Source organism: Acidovorax sp. GW101-11A03 (genome assembly GCF_059424825.1).
This window is the reverse complement of record NZ_JBWKZU010000001.1, coordinates 122,684-142,089: the sequence shown is the minus strand read 5'-3', so window position 1 is coordinate 142,089 and position 19,406 is coordinate 122,684. Positions and strand designations below refer to the sequence as shown.

The following is a 19,406-nucleotide window of genomic DNA, read 5'->3' as shown; positions in this document are numbered from 1 at the left end:
TGCCATCGCCCGATGTGCACAACCCTTTCTCCAACAGCAGGACACCTTCACTGTGATCACCGTCCGCGCAGCCGCAGACCGGGGCCGCTCCTCCACCGGCTGGCTGCACAGCGCCCACAGCTTCTCGTTTGGCAGCTACTTTGACCTGCGCCACCAGGGCCATGGCAACCTGCTGGTACTCAACGACGACACCATGGCCCCTGGCCAGGGCTTTGGCAGCCACGGCCACCGCGACATGGAGATCGTGAGCTATGTGCTCAGCGGCGCATTGGCCCACCAGGACAACCTGCCGCAGCGCAGCCATCCGGACGGCGCCCCCCCTGCGCCAACACCCCCCACCGGCATCCTGCGCCCCGGCGATGTGCAGCGCATAAGCGCAGGCTGGGGCGTTCAGCACAGCGAATTCAACGCGTTGCAGGACCAAGAAACCCACTTCCTGCAGATCTGGTTCAAACCCCTGTTCACCGGCATCCGCCCCAGCTACGAGCAAAAGCATTTTGCGGCTGCAGACCGCCGGGGCCGACTCGTGCGCATGGCCTCGCGCAAGGGCATCGACGGCTCGCTCAGCATGAATGCCGACGCCACCCTCTGGGCAGGCCTGTTCGACGGCGATGCCGAAACGGCCACACAGGCCCTCGACCCCCAGCGCCTGGCGTACGTGCACGTGGCACAGGGCACCGTGCAGGTCAACGGCGTGCCACTGGCCGCAGGCGACGGTGCGCTGCTGGAGGATGAAAACCAGCTGACCCTGCGGCATGGCACCGGCGCCAACGTGCTGGTGTTCGACCTGGCCCGCCGGTAAGCTGCGGCCCGCCACCATGCCCCGCCCCAACGCCTTCCTCCACCTGCCCGAGCTGCAAGGCCGGCTCACCCCGGCCCACGACTCGGGCCTGCGCCTGACCGATGAGGCCTTGGCCGAATGGGACGCCCAGGCCCGCAGCCAGGGCCTGCCTGCCCACTGGCGCCTGCCCGACAGCGAGGTGGAACGCTCGCGCCGCGAGGTGCTCGCCACCATCACCGCGCAATCGCTCGACCTGTGGGTGTTTGCCTATGGTTCGCTGATGTGGAACCCGGGTTTTCATTTCGACGAAGTGCGCCGGGCCCACCTGCCCGGGTACGCACGCCGTTTTGCCCTGGGCACCACCATCGGCCGGGGCACGCCCGACTGCCCCGGGCTGGTGCTGACGCTGGAGCCGGACGCCAGCCAGACCTGTGAAGGCCTGGCATTCAGGATTCCCGCGCCACTGGTCGATACCGAATCCCGCCTGCTCTGGCGCCGCGAGATGATCACCGGCGCCTACTGCCCACAACTGCTTGCACTGCCCACACCCCAGGGTGATGTGCAGGCGCTGGTTCTGGTGGCCAACACCACCCACCCCCTCTACCGGGGCGACCTGTCGATGCAGGCCACCGCAGCGACCATTGCAACGGCCTGCGGGCGCGTTGGCAGCAACCGGGACTATCTGGAGCAGCTGGTGCGGCAGTGCGAGGTGCTGGGGATCAGGGATGGGTATGTGCACGAGCTGGCAGCGCTGGTGCGTGCCATGGCCTGCAGCGATGCCCTCTGAACCCTGCACCTGAGCGCCTGCCGGGCATACCTTGCTGCGGACGTGATCAACTCAAAACGGCGCCGCCCCCGGATCCGTATCCACCGGGGCCTCCCGGGGCCCGGTCACCACGCCGCCGCCCGCTGATTTGCGTGCAGGTGCGATGGGCGCAGAAGGCGCCGGAGCCCGTGGCGCGGCCGTGGCTGGGGCAGCAGTGGCAGCGGCTGCCACGGCCTCAGCCGCGCTGGCCACGCCGCTCTCCGCCTCACCCCCCAGCGCCTCGATCAGATCGGGGATCAGCTTCACCAGCTCGCCCGTGGCAATCGCCACGTCGGTGTCAAAACCGCCGTCGTCGGCCTTGGTGCCTTCGAACACGGTGTCAAGAAACGACACCTTCTTGATCTGCAGGCCTTCGGTGAGCATGAAGCTCACGCGGTCGTCCCAGGTGAGGGCGAGTTTGGTGGGCAGCTTGCCCGCGTCGATGTGGGCCTGCACCTCCTCGATGTCCAGCGGGTGGCGGGCGTAGCGCACCACGGCTTTTTCTTCATTCGCGCTTTTGAGTTCGCACTCGCGGTCCACCGTGAAGCCCACGGGCGGCTCCTGCTCCTTGAGCCAGTGGGCCATGGCGGCCTGGGGGCTGGTCTGGGTGTTGATGAGCGACACCGACAGGCCGGGCAGGGATTCGACCAACAGCGTGACCACCTCGTCGGCGCGGCCCTGGCTGGAGGTGTCCAGCACCAGCAGGCGCGAGGCGGTGTCGATCCACACCCACATCGAGCCCTGCTTGGTGAAGGCCATGGGCAGCAGGTCCAGCTTGGCCTCGTCTTTCAGCTCCTTGCTTTCCTTTTTGCCAGGCTTGCGGCCGGTTTCCTGCTCGATGCGTTCGGCTTTTTCCTTGACCTTGCGCGCCAGCACGCTGCCGGGCAGCACCTTGGATTCGACCATGAAGCGCAGGATCCACTGGCCCCCGACCGACTCGGCCAACGGGCCATGCGGTTCGCCGCGCGGCGGCACCCAGCCCAGGGATTTTTCCTGCGTGGCGCCACATTCCATGAAGGGCGCCTTGGCCAGCGCCTCTTCGACCTGCGTCAATTCCACCTGCCATTGCGGAGCAATGCGGTACACGATCATGTTCTTGAACACGGAAAACCTTTTGTTGGGGGCGTTGGTGAATAAAAAACAAGCCAACGGGCTCGGAACCCGCCATTGTCGGCGGTCGCCACCCCGGGCCAGTCGCCCGCCTGCGGGGGCGGCAGCTTGACGCTTGTCAAAAGCTATTAGTTTGATAGCTATAAAGACTTACCCATAGAGCGGGAGGCGGCATTTTTACCATGATTGGCCAGGGGAAGAAGCCGCCCACCGATGGAGCTTCTTGTCACAACTTTACACAGCCTCATCCAACGCGCACGGCGGCGTTACATGCGGGGCAGACACTGCACCTCAATCGCTGAAACGGTCGTTGCAGCGAGCCAACCCCCCGTGAAAGGACTCCCACCATGGCATCCCCCTTCCAACGCCGCTTTGCTGCCACCGCCTTGCTGGCGGCCATGGCCCTGCCCGTTCTGGCGCAGCAGCCGCCCGCCACGCCTCCTGCCGCTTCCGCCAAGGCCCCCGAAGCCCGGCACGAGCGCCGCCACGGCGACCATACCCAGCGCCATGCCAAGCACCTGGCCGAACTCAAGGCCCAGCTCAAGCTGACCGCTGCCCAGGAACCCGCCTGGACCACCTTCACCACCGCGATGCAGCCCGGCGAGCGCCCCGCGCGCCTGGACCGCCAGGACATGGACAAGCTCACCACCCCCGAACGCATCGACCGCATGCGGGCCCTGCGCGCCCAGCACGCTGCCGAGGCCGACCGCCGGGGCGAGGCCACCAAGGCCTTCTACGCCGCGCTGACGCCCGAGCAGCAAAAGACCTTTGACGCCCAGGCGCACCGAGGACACCGCATGGGTGGCATGAAGGGGGGCGAAGGCCGCCACCATGGGGGCCACGGTGGCCCTGGCGGCAAGCCCGGCCCGGCACCCGCCCAGTAAGACACGAATCAGCGGCCAGCCGCTGCATCCCCACCCGCCCGGCGTCTTTCCGCAGACGCCGGGCTTTTTTTTCGCTCTGCAGACGCCTCTCAGGTCCCGGGAGCCCCAAAAAATCGAGGCCAGCACCCCGGATTGTGGATAAGTCTGGGAAGAGTTCTGGCACAACCGGGCAGTTATCCACACGAACAGCCGCTGCCGAAAAGTTGTTGTACCTGGGCCCCGCGCTTTGTGCAGCCCGCCGCACAGACTTTGCGGCGACGCAAGCCCGCGCCAGCATTCAGGAAAAAGCCCTTGTCCACAGAAAAGGGCCGACTCTATTACTACTGCTATCTATATATAGAGCTATCAAAGAATAACCAGAACCCCAACTCCCGGGCCCCTCGGGCATCCCTGCACACAGGAAGGCGGCGGTACCCCGGTGGGCTGATGGCAAAAAAGGAAGAAGGGATTCCGCACGGCGATCCGATCGGTCGGGGCCGGTCAGGACGGGCGGGTGCCTGGCGCAGGGGAATGCAGGGTGTCTGGTTGCACAGAGAGCCCTGATTGCTATCAATTAAATAGCTATAAGCGCTTATCCATTGCGCGGAGAAGGCGTTTTTGACTGCTATTTTTGCCTCGCTGACGTCCGGTGCGTAAAACTGGGGATAGTTCTGGCACAAGCGCCGGGTTATCCACAGAAAAAGGCGACGGCTGGCTTTTGTCCCCGTTGCCGTGACAGCGGGAGCAGGGATCGGTGCACAGAGTTGGCAGATGGCTAAGTGCGCGCCCAGACTGCAGAAAAACCAGTTGTCCACAGCAAGGGCCACCCCTTACTACTACGACTATGTATTTATAAAAGATATAAGAAGAAAGACAGGGAACAACTCCCGGGCCGCTGGGGAGGTGCTGTGTGGGCCCAACCCAAGGGCCTTCGCAGCCCACGGATGGTCGGCCGTCGGCCTGGCGATGGCCCCGGCGCCTTCGGAAAGCAAAAAACCACAGCCTTGGCTGTGGTTTTGTCCAGTTTTAAAAAAGGAAAAGTGAGGGGCCTGCCCCGAGGGCAGGCCACCTAAGCAGCCGGAGTGCGCAGGAAGGCGTCCAGGACGTCCACAGACAGGGGGCGGCTGAACAGGTAGCCCTGGTAGAGCTGGCAGCCTGCGCGGGCCAGCAGCTCGCGCTGCTCGGTGCTTTCCACGCCCTCGGCGATCACTTCCAGGCCCAGGCTGCGCGACAGGCCGATGATGGTGTCCACAATCGCGGCGTCGTTGGGGTCGGTGAGCAGGTCGCGCACAAAACTCTGGTCGATCTTGAGCTGGTCGAGCGGCATGCGCTTCAGGTAGCTCAGGCTGGAATAGCCGGTGCCGAAGTCGTCCAGCGAGAAGCCCACGCCATAGCTGCGCAGCGCCTCCATGGTGGCGATGGTGGTTTCCATGTCCTCCACCAGCACACTTTCGGTCAGCTCCAATTTGAGCTGGCCCGACGGCGCACCCGTGATGGCCAGCACCCGGGCCACGTCGTCCACAAAACTGGCGTGGCGGAACTGGCGCGAACTCACGTTCACGGCCATGGTCAGGTGGGCCAGGGCCGGGTCCTGCTGCCAGCTGGCCAGCAACTGGCAGGCGTTGTGCAGCACCCAGCGGCCCAGGGGCAGGATGAGCCCGGTTTCTTCGGCCAGCGGGATGAACTGCGCGGGCGAGACCATGCCGCGCTGCGGATGGGCCCAGCGCACCAGCGCCTCCACCCCCACACACTGGCCGGTGTGGCGCATCTGCGGCTGGAAGTGCAGCAAAAATTCTTCCTGCGCCAGGGCCGAGCGCAGGTCGGCCTCCAGCGCGGCGCGGGCCGTGACCACGGCCTGCATATCGGGGTCGAAAAAGCGCAGCGTGTTGCGCCCGGCGGTCTTCGCCTGGTACATGGCCAGGTCGGCCTGCTTGAGCAGCTCGCCCACACTGGTCAGCTCGCCCGCAAACGGCGCAATGCCGATGCTGGGTGTGCTGCGGTACTGGTAACCCGCCAGCGCATAGGGCACGGCCAGCATGGTCAGGATCTTTTCGCCCACGCTGCGGGCATGCATGGCCAGTTCGTGCGGCTTGGGGCTGAGTTCTTCGAGCATCACCACAAACTCGTCGCCGCCCAGGCGCGCCACGGTGTCCACCGCCCGCACGCAGGTGTTCAGGCGCTGCGCCACCTGCTGCAGCAGCAGGTCGCCCTGATCGTGGCCCAGGGTGTCGTTGAGCTGCTTGAAGTTGTCCAGATCGATGAACAGCAGCGCCCCGCCCTGGTGGCGCCGCTGCGCCGTGGCCAGGGCCTGGTGCATGCGGTCCATGAGCAGCATGCGGTTGGGCAGGCCGGTGAGGGCGTCGTAGAACGCCAGGCGCTGGATCTCGCGCTCGTTGGCCTTGCGCTGGCTGATGTCGGTGTTGATGGCCAGGATGGACTGTGGGCGGCCGTCGTCGCCGCGCACCAGGGTCCAGCGGCCCTCGACCTCGATGGTGCCGCCGTGGCGGTGGCGCTGCATCAGCTCGCCCGTCCACTCGCCCTGCTCCAGCACCGTCTGTGTGGCGTGGCGGAAATGGGTGGGGTCGTCGTAGAGCAGGGTCTCGATGGACTGGCCCAGCGCCTGCAGCTGCGACCAGCCATACAGGCGCTCGGCGCTTTTGTTCCAGTAGATCACGCGGTGCTCCAGGTCGCGCACCACGATGGCGTCCTGCGCCTTGTCCAGCAGCGAGGCCTGGTGGCGGATGCGGGCATCGGCCAGCTGGCGTTCGATCTCGGCCGAGGCGCGCGAGGCAAAGATCTGCAGGGTGGAGGCGATGAAGCCGGTCTCGGCGATCGGCTGGCGGAACAGTACGAACACAATGCCCACCACCTCGCCATCGGCATTGCACAGCTGCTGGCCCGCATAGGCCTGCGCGCCCACCTTGGCGAGGATGGGCGCCTCGGGGTAGAGCTGCTGCGCCTTGTCGGTCACTACATGGGTGCGCTGCGACATCAGCAGCAGGCTGGGGGTGCCGGCCAGGGTGTATTCGTCGTTCGGCAGCATCTGGCCATCGAGCACGGCAGCCAGCGTCACCACGCGGGGGGGCTGGTCCCGCGCCGTGGCGGGCAGCAGCCGCACCACGCAGCCCCCCTGGGCATCGAGGGCGTCGGCCATGTTGCGCACCAGCTGCACAAAAAACTCGGTGCCGGTGCTGGCCGACACGGCCGCCGCCACCTTGAGCACCGAGGCCTGCAGCCGCTGCTGCGCCTTGTGCGCGCGCAGGCTGGTGATGCCAAAGGCCAGGTCGCTGGCCAGCTCCTGCAGCAGCGCGGCTTCCTCGGGGCTGATCTGCAGGATGTCGGGCGCGTACAGGTAGAGCAGGCCAAACGCGCGGTCCTGGTCGCGGTGCTGCAGGGGCAGGCAGATCACGCCATGGAAACCGTGGCCCAGCATGCGTTCGGTCCAGTCGGCAAAGTCGCCTTCGGTGCGGATGTCCTGCACGATCACCGGCTGGCCCGAGCGGATGGCCATGCCCGCCGGGCCGCGCCCGTAGGGGTCGTCGGCCGACCAGGACAGGTGCAGGTTCTCCAGGTAGTTCTCGTTGTAGCCCGCGTGGGCCACGGGCTGGATGGACTTGCGTTCGTCGTCCAGCGCCAGCCCCACCCAGCCCATGCGGTAGCCGCCAATGTCCACCGCAATCTGGCAGACGGCCTGCAGCAGGGCGGTTTCGGAGGTGGCGCGCACCAGGGTTTCGTTGCAGGCGCTCAAGAGGCGCTGCGCGCGGCCCATGCGCGCCAGCTCGCGCTCGGTGCGCAGGCGCTCGGTCACGTCGGTGGCCAGCACCTGCCGGGCCGGGCGGCCGTTGAAGCTGATGCTGCCCGCCGTGATCTCCACGTCCATGAACGAGCCGTCTTTTTTGACATGGCGGCTGATCACCGGCTTGTTGCGCTGGTCCATGGGGATGGCGTCGATGGACGCGCGGATGGCATCGCGCCGCTCGGCCGGCCACAGGTCGGTCATCTGCATGGTCAGCAGCTCGGCCTCGGTGTAGCCGTAGTGGGTTTCCATCGACCGGTTCACCGCCTGCAGCTGCTGCGTCTCCTTGTCGTACACCCACATCGGGTGCGGGTGCTCGTCAAACAGCATGCGGTACTGCAGCTCGGACGCGTGCAGCTGCCCGGCCACATGGCGCAGCTGCACCATGGCCCCCAGGGATTCGGTGAGGATCTCCAGGTGGGCCACGTCGCGGCGCGAAAACGCATTGGTCTTGTCCGAGGTGACTTTGAGCGAGCCCACGATGGCATCGCCGCTGCGCAGCGGCACGGCCATCACCGACCGCACGCCGTGGCGGTGTGGCATCGACGCCATGTCCCAGCCCTCGGCCTCGGTGTCGTTGCACACCACGGTCTGGCCCTGGCTGAGCGCGGGCCAGAGCAGGCTCTGGTCCACCGGCAGCAGATTGCCCACGGGCCGCACATGGTCGCCCGCCGAGGCCTGCGCCACCAGCTGGCGGCCCTGCAGCAGCTCCACCATCGCGCCGCGCGCCCCGGTCTGGCGCAGCACTGTGCTGGCCACCAGCTGCAGCACCTCGGGCAAGGGCATGTCCAGCGACGAGATGCGCTGCTGCACCCGCAGCAGCTCGGCATGGTTCTGCGCATCGCGCTGGGCGTCCAGGTCGGCCAGCTTCTGGGCGCTGATGTCGGTCATGCCGCCCACCATGCGCACGGCCTTGCCCTGCAGGTCGCGGATCAGGAAACCCCGGTCCAGCACCCAGGCATAGCTGCCGTCGCTGCGGCGAAAGCGGTATTCGTCCGACCAGTGGTTGGCCGTGCCTTCGATGGCGGCGTGGATCCCGTCCAGCACCGCATCACTGTCGTCGGGGTGCAGCCGCAAGGTCCACGAGGTGCTGTCGGGCGGCAGCTGGTCCAGCGGCACGCCAAACAGGTTCTGCATGCCCTCGTTCCACCACATCGCATCGGTGTGCAGGTTCCAGTCCCACACGGCATCGGCCGTGGCGCGCGACACCAGGTGAAAGCGCTCTTCGCTGAACTGCCGCGCCTGGTGGGCCTGGTGCTGTGCCGAGATGTCCTGGAACGCACCCTGCACGCGCACGATGTGGCCGTTGGCATCCCGCACCGCCTGGCCCGCCGTGCGCACCCAGAAATGCCGGTCGCCGGGCATCACCACCTCGGCCTCGATGTCAAACGGCGTGCCCTTCAGCACGCAGTCGTCAAACGCCTTCTGTACCGTCGCGCGGTGCGGCAGGGTGTACAGCTGCAGCAGCTGGGTGGCCGAGCCCGTGCGCTGTGCAATGCCATAGGTGGCAACGATTTCGTCCGACCAGCTCAGCTGCATGCCGGGCAGCTCGACCGTCCAGCCACCGACCCGCGCAATCTGCCCCGTCACGCGCAACGCCTCGCCCTGCGCGGCCAGCTCGGCGTGCATCTGGTCGCGCTGCTGCACCAGCTCGCCCAGCAATTGCTTCTGGCGCCGCAGCTCCAGCTGCATCATGGTCTGCTCGGCCAGGATGCGCAGACCCTCCAGCTGCTCGGGCGACAGGTTGCGTGGCACGGAGTCCAGCACCGCCAGGGTGCCCAGCGCAAACCCCTCGTTCGTCACCAGGGGCACGCAGGCGTAGAACCGCACATGGGGTTGCTCCAGCACCAGAGGGTTGTGGGCAAAGCTGGGGTCTAGGGTGGTGTCGGGCACCACGCGGGGCTCGCGGCTGCCGCTCAGGGCATGGGCGCAGAACGCAATCGCGCGGTCGGTCTCGCGAAAAGGCACACCCACGGTGGCCTTGAACCACTGGCGCTCATGGTCCACAAAGTTGACCACCGCCATGGGGCAGCGGCACACCTGTGCCGCCAGCTTGGCCAGCTGGTCAAAACTTTCTTCGGCCGGGGTGTCGAGGATGGCGTAAGACTGCAGTGCCTGGAGCCTGGCGGCTTCTGCGGTGGCTTGCGCTGGTGGCATGGTGGTCAGGCAACCACGGTGCCCAGGCGCGTGCACTGGCACCGCCGGGCCAGGGCGACCGGGGTGGGTAGGCAGGCGCAGGGCAGCGGGAACAACAAGGCAGTCGGGCAGCAGGTGGGCACTGGCCCAATGCCAGCACCGCAGTGAAAAATCCAGGGGGGGAGCCCCAAGGGTCGAAAGGGCAATGCTACACCGCACAGGCACCCCCCGCCGGGGCACTGCATGGGGGTTTGCCCCAAATGAAACGGGCCCCTGCATTCCTATGCCCCGCAGGCCCCGCCCGCCCTCGGTGCTTGCCGTTTGCGGTCAGGGGCGGGCGCGGCGGGCGCGCACGGCGGCGGCCAGGCTTTCGAGCACCGGCACGGTCTGCGCCAGGCTGATGCAGGCATCCGTCACCGACACGCCGGGCGTGAGTGGCTGGCCCGCCACGATGTCCTGGCGGCCTTCCTGCAGGTGGCTTTCGATCATCAGACCGGTGATGCGTGCATCGCCCGCAGCAATCTGTTGTGCCACATCTTCGGCCACGGTGATCTGGCGCTGGTGCTGCTTGCTGCTGTTGGCGTGGCTCACGTCGATCATCACCTGCTCGCGCAGGCCGGCGGCCTTGAGCACGGCGCAGGTCGCATCCACATCGGCGGCGCTGTAGTTGGGCTGCTTGCCACCGCGCAGGATCACGTGGCAGTCGTTGTTGCCACGCGTCTCGAAGATCGCGGCCTGGCCCATCTTGGTCATGCCCATGAACGCGTGCGCGGCGCTGGCCGCCAGGATGGCATCGCTCGCTACCTTCACGCCGCCGTCGGTGCCGTTCTTGAACCCCACGGGGCACGACAGGCCGCTGGCCAGCTGCCGGTGGCTCTGGCTCTCGGTGGTGCGCGCGCCAATCGCGCCCCAGCTCACCAGGTCACTGATGAACTGCGGTGAGAGCAGGTCCAGGAACTCGGTGCCCACCGGCAGCCCCAGCGCCAGCACGTCCAGCAGCAACTGGCGCGCCAGCTCCAGCCCTTCGTTGATGGCAAAGCTGCCATCGAGGTGCGGGTCGTTGATGTAACCCTTCCAGCCCACGGTGGTGCGCGGCTTTTCAAAATACACGCGCATCACGATGAGCAGGTCGTCCTGCAGTGCATCGGCCTGTGCTTTCAGCTGGCGCGCATAGTCCATGGCCTGGCCATGGTCGTGGATGGAGCAAGGCCCCACCACCACGATGAGCCGGTCGTCCTGCCCGTGCAGGATGCGCGAAATGGCGGCGCGGCTGGATTCGACCAGGGTCTGCGCCGCATCGGGCGTGGGCAGCCATTCCTGCAGCAGCGCAGGCGTGATCAGCGGCCTCACGGCCTTGATGCGCGTGTCATCGATGCGCGTCGTGTCGTGGGTGGAGATGGGGGTGGCGGAGCGGTGTGCGTGGGTCATGGTGGCCCCGATTGTCGCGGAGCCCGGTCGCTGGCCGAATTGAGGTGCGTTGCTAGAGACTGGCGCGGCCCAGGCCAGAGACGCCGAGCAAGGGCCGCCCCGCAGCAAGGGCGTCGTCCCCCTGCCCGCAGCGCGCAGCGATGCGAGAGCGGGGGGAAGCGGCGAAGCCGCTCAGGGGGTGTCCGAATTCAAGGTCTGCGGAACGCCGCATTCTGCCGCGCCCAGTGGCGCGACTGCAGGTGATCCAGCCGCACCGTGCCGCCGGTGGAGGGTGCGTGCACAAACCGCCCCTCGCCCACATAGATGCCCGCATGGCTGGGCTGGCGGCCCGTGCCGAACACCACCAGGTCGCCCGTGCGCAGCTCGCTGCTGTCGATGGGGGTACCCCAGGTGTTGAGCTGGGCCACCGTGCGTGGCGGCGGCGCGCCAACCTGGTTGCGGTACACGTAGCCGATGAGGCCGCTGCAGTCAAAACCCGAGTCCGGCGTGTTGCCGCCATAGCGGTACGGCGTGCCCACCAAGCCCAGCGCGTGGATGGCGATGTCGTGCGCCTGCTCGGCCGTGAGCGGCGGCGTGGTGCGCAAGGGCGCGCTGGATACGGGCGACGGCGGGGGCCGTGAGGTGCCACATCCGGCAAGGACCAGCAGGGCGGCGGTGCAGGTGGCAAGAGCCAGGCGGTGAAAAACGCGCATGGGCCCGAGGTTAATGGACTGGCGCGGCACGCTGCAGTTTCCCGAGGCGACACAAGGTCTTTGACAACAGGTTTTGCATGCACCGCTGCCAGCGCGAGACAACCGGCTGGTCCCTGGCAGGAAGAAGCACCTTACGTGGTTTGCCAGAGCGCGCTGCCTGATGCGTCGCCAGGGCGGCGCATCGGAACGAAGGCAATCCCCCGGGTTTCCACAGCGGGACCTGTCGCCACAAACCCCATGCGTTCGTAAAAGCCCCGGGCACGGAGCGTCGCGTTGACGGTCACGTCGGGTGCGGCGCCGGTGGAGATGTGGAAGAGCGCGTGCTGCCACAGTTGCCGCGCCCAGCCGCGGCCCTGGAAGGACTCGGCCACACACAGGTGAAACAGGTGGGTGCCATCCCGCACCACCACCACGCCCGCCAGAGTATTCCCGGGCCCCCATCCCACCCAGCTCGTGAACGATGGTGTCGCCAGCCGCAGTGCCACCGCCTCGGGCCGCAAGGTTTGCAAAAACTCCTCGGCACCCCGCCCCTCCCGGTCGCGCGTAAAAAAGTGCGCCACTGACAATGCCAGGGCGCTGATGGCTGGCGCATCACGGGCCAAAGCGGGGCGAATCTCCATGGTCCCGCTCATGCTGCCATGGCGGAATCCGTTGGATGGGATGCGGTGCGCCGCGCCATCAAGCGGTTGGCCACGCCCACAATGGCCAGCACCGAGGCGGTCACGATGTTGTGGCTGGCCCCCGCGCCAAAGGTGGCACCCGCCACACCCTCCATCGCGGCTTCCACAATGGCCAGCGCCTGCGCGTTGGCGCCAGTGCCGGTGGCGCGTTCCTCGTAGTGGTCTACCCGCAGCGGCAGGCCGAGCGCATCCACCGTGGCGGCAATCGGGCCGTTGCCCTGGCCGCGCAGCGTCTGGCGTGTGCCGTCGATGGTCACGTCCAGCTCGATGCCCTGCCCGTCTTCATCCAGCTTGTGGCTATGGCAGGTGATGGCGGCCTGCGCGGGGGCCTGCAGGTAGGTGGCCTGGAACAGGCTCCACAGCGCATCGCCCGTCATCTCGCCTTCGCTCGCATCGGTCTGGCGCTGCACCACGGCGCTGAACTCCACCTGCATGCGGCGCGGCATCACCACGCCGTGTTCGCGCTCCAGCAAGAAGGCAATGCCGCCCTTGCCCGACTGGCTGTTCACGCGGATCACGCTGTCGTAGGTGCGGCCGAGGTCCGCCGGGTCGATGGGCAAGTACGGCACTTCCCACAAGGCATTCGGGTCCTGCGCGGCAAAGCCCTTCTTGATCGCATCCTGATGCGAACCCGAGAACGCGGTGAACACCAGGTCGCCCGCATAAGGGTGGCGCGGGTGCACGGGCAGGGCCGTGCATTCCTCCGCAATGCGCGCAACCGAGGTAATGTCCGAAAAATCGAGGCCCGGGTGCACGCCCTGCGTGTACATGTTGAGCGCCAGGGTCACGATGTCCACGTTGCCGCAGCGCTCGCCGTTGCCGAAGAGGCAGCCTTCCACGCGGTCGGCACCGGCCATCATCGCGAGTTCTGCCGCCGCCACGCCCGTGCCCCGGTCGTTGTGCGGGTGCACCGACAGCACGATGTGCTCGCGGGGTGTGAGGTGCCGGTCCATCCACTCGATCTGGTCGGCAAACACGTTGGGCGTGGCGTTCTCCACCGTGGTGGGCAGGTTGATGATGATGGGGCGGCCGGGGCCGGCGTTCCATGCGGCAATCGCTGTCTGGCAGGCCTTGAGCGACACGCTGAGCTCGGTGGCGCTGAAGGTCTCGGGCGAGTACTGCAAGGTCCACTGCGTTTCGGGCTGCGCGTCGGTCAGCTGCTTGAGGTAGCCCACGTGGTGCGCAATCAGCTGCATCACCTGCGTCACGTTCATGCCGAACACGATGCGCCGCCACGCGGGCGCGGTGGCGTTGTAGAGGTGCACGATGGCGCGGGGTGCGCCCTGCACGGCCTCGACGGTGCGCGCGATGAGGTCTTCGCGCGACTGGGTCATGACCATGATGGTCACGTCGTCGGGGATGAGGTTTTCGTCAATAAGGCGGCGCACGAAGTCAAAGTCGGTCTGCGACGCGGCGGGAAAGCCGACCTCGATCTCCTTGAAGCCGATGCGCACCAGCTCGTGGAAGAGCTTCATCTTGCGCTCGCCATTCATCGGCTCGAACAAGGCCTGGTTGCCATCGCGCAGATCGGTGGAGAGCCACACAGGGGCGCGGGTGATGCTGCGGCTGGGCCATTGGCGGTCGGCGAGCGCAATGGGGGCGATGGGCTGGTATTTGGTGGCGGGTTTGGCAATCATGAGGGGCTCCACGAACGGTGTGTGCGGTGCGCAAATCACGCACGGTGCACGGGTCAAACGAAATCAAAACGAATGACATCCCCTGCAGCCCTTTGCGTGTGCAAAGGCTGGTTCGCGGGCCGGGGTCAGGGGGAGATCAGGTGCTGCGCTGAGCGAGTCAGGCAACGAGGGTGGCGAACGCAGGCAGACCCCGGCCAGGCACTAGGCCTAGCGATAGGGTGGATAGGAGGATGCTGCGTTGCATAGGGCGCCAAAGATAGCACAGGCCTGCTGCAGCGCGCAAGAATATGATAAAAAATGGCCGCTACCGCGCGACGGATAAGCACTTTAAGCTATTGATATGATAGCTAAAACCGCCCGCAGATGGCGGCCCACGCGGGCCCTACCCCTTTTTTCCTTCTGCTCAGGAGACACCCCATGCCCTACATGCTGCTCATCATGGAACCCCACGGCCAACGCGCCGAGCGGGGGCTGGCGGGGGGGCAGGAGGCCTATGCGCGCATGCAGCGGTTTGGCGAAGGGCTGCAGGCGCGGGGCCTGTTGCGTGCCTCCGAGTCGCTGGCTTCCACCGACCAGGCCGTGCGCCTGCAGGTGCGCGAGGGCCAGGCCCGGCTGGTGGATGGCCCGTTTGCCGAGACCAAGGAAATGGTGGGCGGCTTCTATCTGCTGGACTGCGCCACCCGCGACGAGGCCGTGGCCATTGCGCGTGCATGCCCGGCCGCCGAATGGGCCACCGTCGAAGTGCGCGAGGTCGCACCCTGCTACCACGGCGCCGAGGCTTGAACCACCCTGTGCCCCCCGCACGCTAGGCCGTGGCGCCCGCCTGCAGCGCAAGAAACTGCGCCACCGGCATGGGCCGCGCCAGCGCATATCCCTGCAGCACATCGCAGCCCTGCTGCACTAGGTAGTCGGCCTGCTGCGGGGTCTCCACGCCCTCGGCAGTCACCTGCAGCCCCAGGCCATGCGCCAGCGCCACGATGGCGGTGACGATGGTGCGGCTGTGTTCCTGCTCGGGCAGGTCGCGCACAAAGCTGCGGTCGATCTTCAGGCGCCGCATCGGCAACTGGCGCAGGTAGGCCAGCGATGAGTAGCCCGTGCCGAAATCGTCGATGGCCAGGTGGATGCCCAGCTGGCTCAGGCGGTGCAGCGTGTGGGCACCGGCCTCCATGTTTTCCATGAGCACGGTTTCGGTGAGTTCGATTTCGAGCAGGTGGGCAGGCAGGCCTTCTTCGCGCAGGATGTCCATCACGCGCTCCAGAAACTGTGGGTCGCCCAGCTGGCGCGCCGAGATGTTGACGGCCACCCGCAGCGGCCCGGGCGCGGTCCAGCGCGCGGCGTCGCGGCAGGCGGTGCGCAGCACCCAGTAGCCCAGCGGCACGATGAGGCCGCAGTCCTCGGCCACCGACACGGCTTCGAGTGGCGACACGGGGCCCAGCTCGGCGTGCGTCCAGCGCAGCAGCGCCTCGGCCCCCACCAGGGCCTGGCCACGCGCGGAAAACAGCGGCTGGTAATGCAGTGCCAGCCCGCCGCCCTGCTGCTCCAGCTCGGCGCGCAGCGCATGTTCGATGGCCTGGCGGCGCACCACGGCCTGGTTCATCGACGGCTCGAAGCGCACGCAGCGGTTCTTGCCCATCTCCTTGGCGCGGTACATGGCGGTGTCGGCGTTGCTGACCAGGGCGTTGACGTCGGGCGCATCGTCGGGAAAAGTCGCAATGCCCGCGCTGCCCGTGACATTCATCTGCTGTCCCACCTCGGTGTAGGCGGCCTGGAAGACGCCGATGATGCGCTGCGCATACTTGTCCAGCGCGGCGTCGTCCATGTCCAGCCGCAGGATCAGCGCAAACTCGTCGCCCCCCAGGCGTGCGATAGTGTCGTCGCTGCGCACCACGGACTGCAGGCGCTGCGCCACCTGGCGCAGCAGGCCGTCGCCCGCCGCATGCCCGAAGGTGTCGTTGAGCGTCTTGAAGTTGTCCAGGTCGATGTAGACCAGCGCCACCCGGTGCCCCTGGCTGCGGGCCTGCTCCAGCTCGGCAGCCAGCCGTTCGTTGAACGCATGGCGGTTGCCAGTGCCGGTGACGGCGTCGGTGTGGGCCAGCGTGTGCAGCCGGTGCTCGGCCTCGCGCACCGCGGCGCGGCTGCGCAGCACCATGGCCGTGGCCACCCCCATCGCACACACGGCCACCAGCAGTGCGCTGACAAAACGCAGGGCCAGCCGGGTGTGCAGCTCGCGCATCGACTTGCGGATGTACAGCGTGCCCAGGGGGTTCGCCGTGCCCACCGCACCCGGGATGGCGCGGGCGATCTCCAGCCTCTCCCAGCTGGAGCGCTCCAGCGCACCATGCATGTCCGCCGCGCGCAGCGTGGTCGGAAACTCCGGGTCGCGCTCGCGCACATAGTGGGCAAACAGCACGCCGTTGTTGTCATACACACCCGCCGCCAGCACCATCGACGACGAGCGCAGCGCACCCAGCATCTCATTGGCCGTGCCCGTGTCGCGGAACATCACGGCTGCCGAGATGTTGTCGGCCACGATGGCGGCTTCCACGCGGCTGTCCTGCAGCATGGAGCTGCGGGTGCTCCAGTAGTCCATGGCCGTGAGCGCCAGCACCACGGTCAGCAGCGCCAGGCCCGCCGACAGGATGCCCGTGGCCACCAGCCGCGAGGACAGCAGGATGGGCGGCAGCAGCGGGGCCGGTGCCTGGGGGGTGGGTGTGGGCTGCAGGGGGGTCATTTGCCCGTCCGGGCCAGGCGCAACAGCCTGGAGCTGATGGTGAGCCCCGCTTTCGCGGCCGCATCGGGGTTGATGCCAAACACGATGCGCCCATCGCGCTGGGCCAGTGCGATGACGATTTCGGGGTTGACGAAGGTCAGCTCATCAGAGACCGTGAGCACGCCGTGCGCCGCAGGCAGGGCCCGCAGCGCGCGCAGCGCGGGCTCGACATCTGCATTGCTCAGCACCACCACCCGGCACTGGCGCAGGCTGGCGGGTTCCAGCAGCTTCACCCGCAGGGTGCGGCCCTTGCTGGCGGGTTTGCCCTCCAGCGCACTCAGGGGGCGCTTGAGCGGGCTGAAGGGTGACACGCACAGGCCTATCTCCTGGGGCGAGTCCGCCTCGCTGTCGGGCCACTCGATGAACTGAATGAAGTTGAAGATGTAGGCGGCCTTCAGCTCCAGCTCGCCCACGGGTTCATTGGCGTGGCTGGCGCCTCCACCCACCGCGCACAGCGCCACCCACAGCCAGGCCACCAGCTTTGTGTGTAGGCGCAGGGGGGGGCACATGGCTCAGAAAGCGTAGGTGAGCTTGATGCGGTAGGTCCGCCCGTCCTGGCGCACGGTGTCGTCGCGGATCTCGAACGAGGCCGGATCGGCATGCTGGCGGTTGAACAGGTTGTAGACCCCCACCGACACATCGACATCGGCCACGCGGGTGGTGTAGGTGGCATTGGCCAGCACGTGCCCTGGCAGGCGCGTGCCGCGCAGCGTGTTGCGCGGGCCGATGCCGATGGCCTCGATGGCATAGCGCCCCGTGCCGACACCCGGCACCGCGCCCCAGCGCAGGGTGTCCGACCATTGCAGCTTGAGCAGGTGCCGGGGGGCGTTGGTGAGCGGCCCGGCCTGCGAGGGGTCGCGCGCCCGCTGCCAGCCGTAGGCCACGCGCAGGCGCTGGCCGCCCTGCCAGCGCTGTTCGGCCTCGGCCTCCAGGCCGTGCACCTGCACGGCGCGGGTGTTGCCCACCGTGAGCCGGTCCACATGGCCCGCAGCGTCCAGCACGATCAGATCGGTCACCGAAGAGCGGAATGCCGTGAGCAGCCAGCGGCTGGCGCCGGTGGGTGCGTGCTCCAGCGCCAGCTCGGTGGTGCGCACGCGCTCCGGGCGCAGCCCAGCACCCTCCACCACTCCACCCGGCAGGTCCACGCGGTAGTCGCGCTCGTAGGCGTTGGGGGGGCGGTAGGCCGTGCCGTGCAGCAGCTTGACGGCGGTGGCGGGGTTCCACCAATACACCAGCCCCAGGCGGGGGTGGACGGCGCTTGCGCTGCCCGACTGCTTGCCCCAGCGCAGCCCAGCATGGAGCGTGAGGTCGGCACTGAGCGCGAACTCGTCCTGGAAGTACAGGCCCAGCACGTCACCCTTGCGGCGGGCATCCAGGTACTGGGCGGGCGGCGCAAGGTCGATGTTGGTCTGGTCGATGCGTGTGTCGCGCCGGTAGTCCAGGCCCCAGGACAGCTTGTGGCGCGCCAGCGCCGTGCTCACCCACTGCCACTCGGTGCCCCACCACTGGCCGGTGCCCACATCGCGGTTCTGCGTGATGGGCGGGTAGTCGTACACATAGTCGCCCACGAACTGGTAGCGGCCTGCATGCAGCCGCCCGGTGAAGGCCAGCGTGGGCTGCAGCTGTGTGGTGTATTCGGCCGCCAGCAGCGTGGTTTGGTCGATGAAGCGCGAACGTGGGTCGTTGAAGACCTGCGAAAACGCCGCCGTGGGCACGCCCTTGGTGCGCTCGCCATGGGCCAGCGTGAGCGCCAGCCCCCCGTGCGCCCGGCGCACGAACAGCTGGGTGCTGCGGTCATAGTCCAGCCGCTGCGCCAGGCCGCCGGGGTTCCCGGGCGTGTCGAAGGCGGGGGAATACTGGTCGGCGCCGCGCGTGGTGGCCCGCGTGGCCGAGACCAGCCAGTCGGCGCCCAGCGCATCCACCGTGCCCACCGACAACCGCAGCTTGGCACTGCCATGGCTGCCTGCTTCGGCGCTCACCTGCGGCCCGGCAATCTGGCGGCCATTGCGCGTGATCACATTGACCACCCCAAAAAAGGCGTTGGCCCCATACACCGCCGACCCGGGCCCGGGCACAAACTCCACCCGGTCCACCAGGTCCAGGTCCAGCGGAAAGTCGGTGCCAATGCCTGCCTGGTCGTAGAGGTTGTCGTTGAAACGCACCCCGTTGACCAGCAGCAGCACGCGCGTGTTGTAGTCGCCCGGGGTGGCAAAACCCCGCATGCCGAGGTAGTGGTAGGCGCGGTCGTAGGAGATGTACAGCCCGCGCATGCTGCCCAGCACCTCGGCCAGCGTGCGGTAGCCAAACAGCCGGATGTCGTCGGCCGTGACCACGCTCACGGCGGCGGGGGCTTCGAGTGCGGTCTGTGCATAGCGACTGGCCGTGGTGACCTGCATCTGCATGAGCTGCTCCAGCGGCAGGTCGGCCACGGCCACCTGGGTTTGTGCAGACACATTGGCCGCAGCGGCAGCACACAGCCAGGCCAGCACCCCGGGGGCCCAAAAAGCCCTGGCCACCAGGGGCCTTGGTGGCTGCTGCGGGTTGCTCGATCCTCGTGCCATGGGCTGGGCTCCGTGTGTGGCTGGCTGGCGCTCTGTCGTTCGAGGCTGGCGTGCGGGAGGCGCGTCAAGCGTGGATCAGGTCTTTACAAATTGTATCCAGCCAGAGGTACAGATCACAGGGCCCGGGATCGGTGATGTCCCTAGGAA

Annotated in this window: 13 protein-coding genes; 4 read left to right on the top strand and 9 right to left on the bottom strand. The window is 67.5% G+C overall.

The genetic code is table 11. The annotated features are described in order from the left end of the window. Nucleotides 1-52: 52 nt before the first annotated feature. Complete coding sequence (locus AC07Z7_RS00610) at nucleotides 53-802, top strand: pirin family protein (protein WP_252660030.1); 750 nt, start codon at nucleotides 53-55, stop codon at nucleotides 800-802. Between the two features lie 16 nt (nucleotides 803-818). Continuing rightward, on the top strand, nucleotides 819-1,568 hold the full coding sequence (locus AC07Z7_RS00605) for a gamma-glutamylcyclotransferase (RefSeq protein WP_494764965.1): 750 nt from the start codon (nucleotides 819-821) through the stop codon (nucleotides 1,566-1,568). 51 nt (nucleotides 1,569-1,619) lie between these two features. Here AC07Z7_RS00605 and AC07Z7_RS00600 read toward each other — a convergent pair whose 3' ends face one another. Further along, entirely contained in the window at nucleotides 1,620-2,690 is a 1,071-nt protein-coding gene (locus AC07Z7_RS00600) for a recombination-associated protein RdgC (RefSeq protein WP_494764964.1), read from the bottom strand. A 353-nt stretch (nucleotides 2,691-3,043) separates the two neighbouring features. Between AC07Z7_RS00600 and AC07Z7_RS00595 the strand changes: the two genes are divergently transcribed. Then, nucleotides 3,044-3,580, top strand: coding sequence for a Spy/CpxP family protein refolding chaperone (locus AC07Z7_RS00595; protein WP_494764963.1), 537 nt, complete (start codon nucleotides 3,044-3,046; stop codon nucleotides 3,578-3,580). Nucleotides 3,581-4,628: 1,048 nt separating this feature from the next. On the opposite strand, the gene AC07Z7_RS00590 is transcribed toward AC07Z7_RS00595, so the two are convergent. The 5 genes from AC07Z7_RS00590 to leuA all read right to left on the bottom strand — a co-directional run bounded on the left by AC07Z7_RS00590 (nucleotide 4,629) and on the right by leuA (nucleotide 13,928). Beyond that, complete coding sequence (locus AC07Z7_RS00590) at nucleotides 4,629-9,512, bottom strand: EAL domain-containing protein (protein WP_494764962.1); 4,884 nt, start codon at nucleotides 9,510-9,512, stop codon at nucleotides 4,629-4,631. Between the two features lie 306 nt (nucleotides 9,513-9,818). Continuing rightward, complete coding sequence (locus AC07Z7_RS00585) at nucleotides 9,819-10,919, bottom strand: 3-deoxy-7-phosphoheptulonate synthase (RefSeq protein WP_494764961.1); 1,101 nt, start codon at nucleotides 10,917-10,919, stop codon at nucleotides 9,819-9,821. 188 nt (nucleotides 10,920-11,107) lie between these two features. Further along, nucleotides 11,108-11,611 (bottom strand): C40 family peptidase, encoded by a 504-nt coding sequence (locus tag AC07Z7_RS00580; protein WP_494764960.1) that lies wholly within the window; start codon nucleotides 11,609-11,611, stop codon nucleotides 11,108-11,110. Nucleotides 11,612-11,742: 131 nt separating this feature from the next. Continuing rightward, entirely contained in the window at nucleotides 11,743-12,231 is a 489-nt protein-coding gene (locus tag AC07Z7_RS00575) for a GNAT family N-acetyltransferase (RefSeq protein ID WP_494764959.1), read from the bottom strand. Between the two features lie 8 nt (nucleotides 12,232-12,239). After that, a complete protein-coding gene (gene leuA, locus AC07Z7_RS00570; RefSeq protein WP_494764958.1) occupies nucleotides 12,240-13,928 on the bottom strand; it encodes a 2-isopropylmalate synthase in 1,689 nt (562 codons plus the stop codon). A gap of 417 nt (nucleotides 13,929-14,345) precedes the next feature. On the opposite strand from leuA, the gene AC07Z7_RS00565 reads away from it, so the two are divergent. Further along, entirely contained in the window at nucleotides 14,346-14,711 is a 366-nt protein-coding gene (locus AC07Z7_RS00565) for a YciI family protein (RefSeq protein WP_494764957.1), read from the top strand. Nucleotides 14,712-14,733: 22 nt separating this feature from the next. Here AC07Z7_RS00565 and AC07Z7_RS00560 read toward each other — a convergent pair whose 3' ends face one another. The 3 genes from AC07Z7_RS00560 to AC07Z7_RS00550 are packed head-to-tail and all read right to left on the bottom strand — an operon-like array spanning nucleotide 14,734 to nucleotide 19,259. Continuing rightward, nucleotides 14,734-16,659, bottom strand: a complete 1,926-nt coding sequence (locus AC07Z7_RS00560; RefSeq protein ID WP_494764956.1) for a putative bifunctional diguanylate cyclase/phosphodiesterase — start codon at nucleotides 16,657-16,659, stop codon at nucleotides 14,734-14,736. Further along, nucleotides 16,656-17,207 (bottom strand): YfiR family protein, encoded by a 552-nt coding sequence (locus AC07Z7_RS00555; RefSeq protein WP_494764955.1) that lies wholly within the window; start codon nucleotides 17,205-17,207, stop codon nucleotides 16,656-16,658. The genes AC07Z7_RS00560 and AC07Z7_RS00555 overlap by 4 nt, the downstream gene beginning before the upstream one ends. 3 nt (nucleotides 17,208-17,210) lie before the next feature. Further along, a complete protein-coding gene (locus tag AC07Z7_RS00550; protein ID WP_494764954.1) occupies nucleotides 17,211-19,259 on the bottom strand; it encodes a TonB-dependent receptor plug domain-containing protein in 2,049 nt (682 codons plus the stop codon). Between the last annotated feature and the right edge of the window lie 147 nt (nucleotides 19,260-19,406).

Coding starts and splice junctions, on each gene's coding strand:
- AC07Z7_RS00595 (WP_494764963.1), top strand. CDS start 3,044: ATGGCATCCCCCTTCCAACGCCGCTTTGCTGCCACCGCCTTGCTGGCG.
- AC07Z7_RS00560 (WP_494764956.1), bottom strand. CDS start 16,659: ATGACCCCCCTGCAGCCCACACCCACCCCCCAGGCACCGGCCCCGCTG.
- AC07Z7_RS00590 (WP_494764962.1), bottom strand. CDS start 9,512: ATGCCACCAGCGCAAGCCACCGCAGAAGCCGCCAGGCTCCAGGCACTG.
- AC07Z7_RS00585 (WP_494764961.1), bottom strand. CDS start 10,919: ATGACCCACGCACACCGCTCCGCCACCCCCATCTCCACCCACGACACG.
- AC07Z7_RS00605 (WP_494764965.1), top strand. CDS start 819: ATGCCCCGCCCCAACGCCTTCCTCCACCTGCCCGAGCTGCAAGGCCGG.
- leuA (WP_494764958.1), bottom strand. CDS start 13,928: ATGATTGCCAAACCCGCCACCAAATACCAGCCCATCGCCCCCATTGCG.
- AC07Z7_RS00575 (WP_494764959.1), bottom strand. CDS start 12,231: ATGGAGATTCGCCCCGCTTTGGCCCGTGATGCGCCAGCCATCAGCGCC.
- AC07Z7_RS00580 (WP_494764960.1), bottom strand. CDS start 11,611: ATGCGCGTTTTTCACCGCCTGGCTCTTGCCACCTGCACCGCCGCCCTG.
- AC07Z7_RS00555 (WP_494764955.1), bottom strand. CDS start 17,207: ATGTGCCCCCCCCTGCGCCTACACACAAAGCTGGTGGCCTGGCTGTGG.
- AC07Z7_RS00550 (WP_494764954.1), bottom strand. CDS start 19,259: ATGGCACGAGGATCGAGCAACCCGCAGCAGCCACCAAGGCCCCTGGTG.
- AC07Z7_RS00565 (WP_494764957.1), top strand. CDS start 14,346: ATGCCCTACATGCTGCTCATCATGGAACCCCACGGCCAACGCGCCGAG.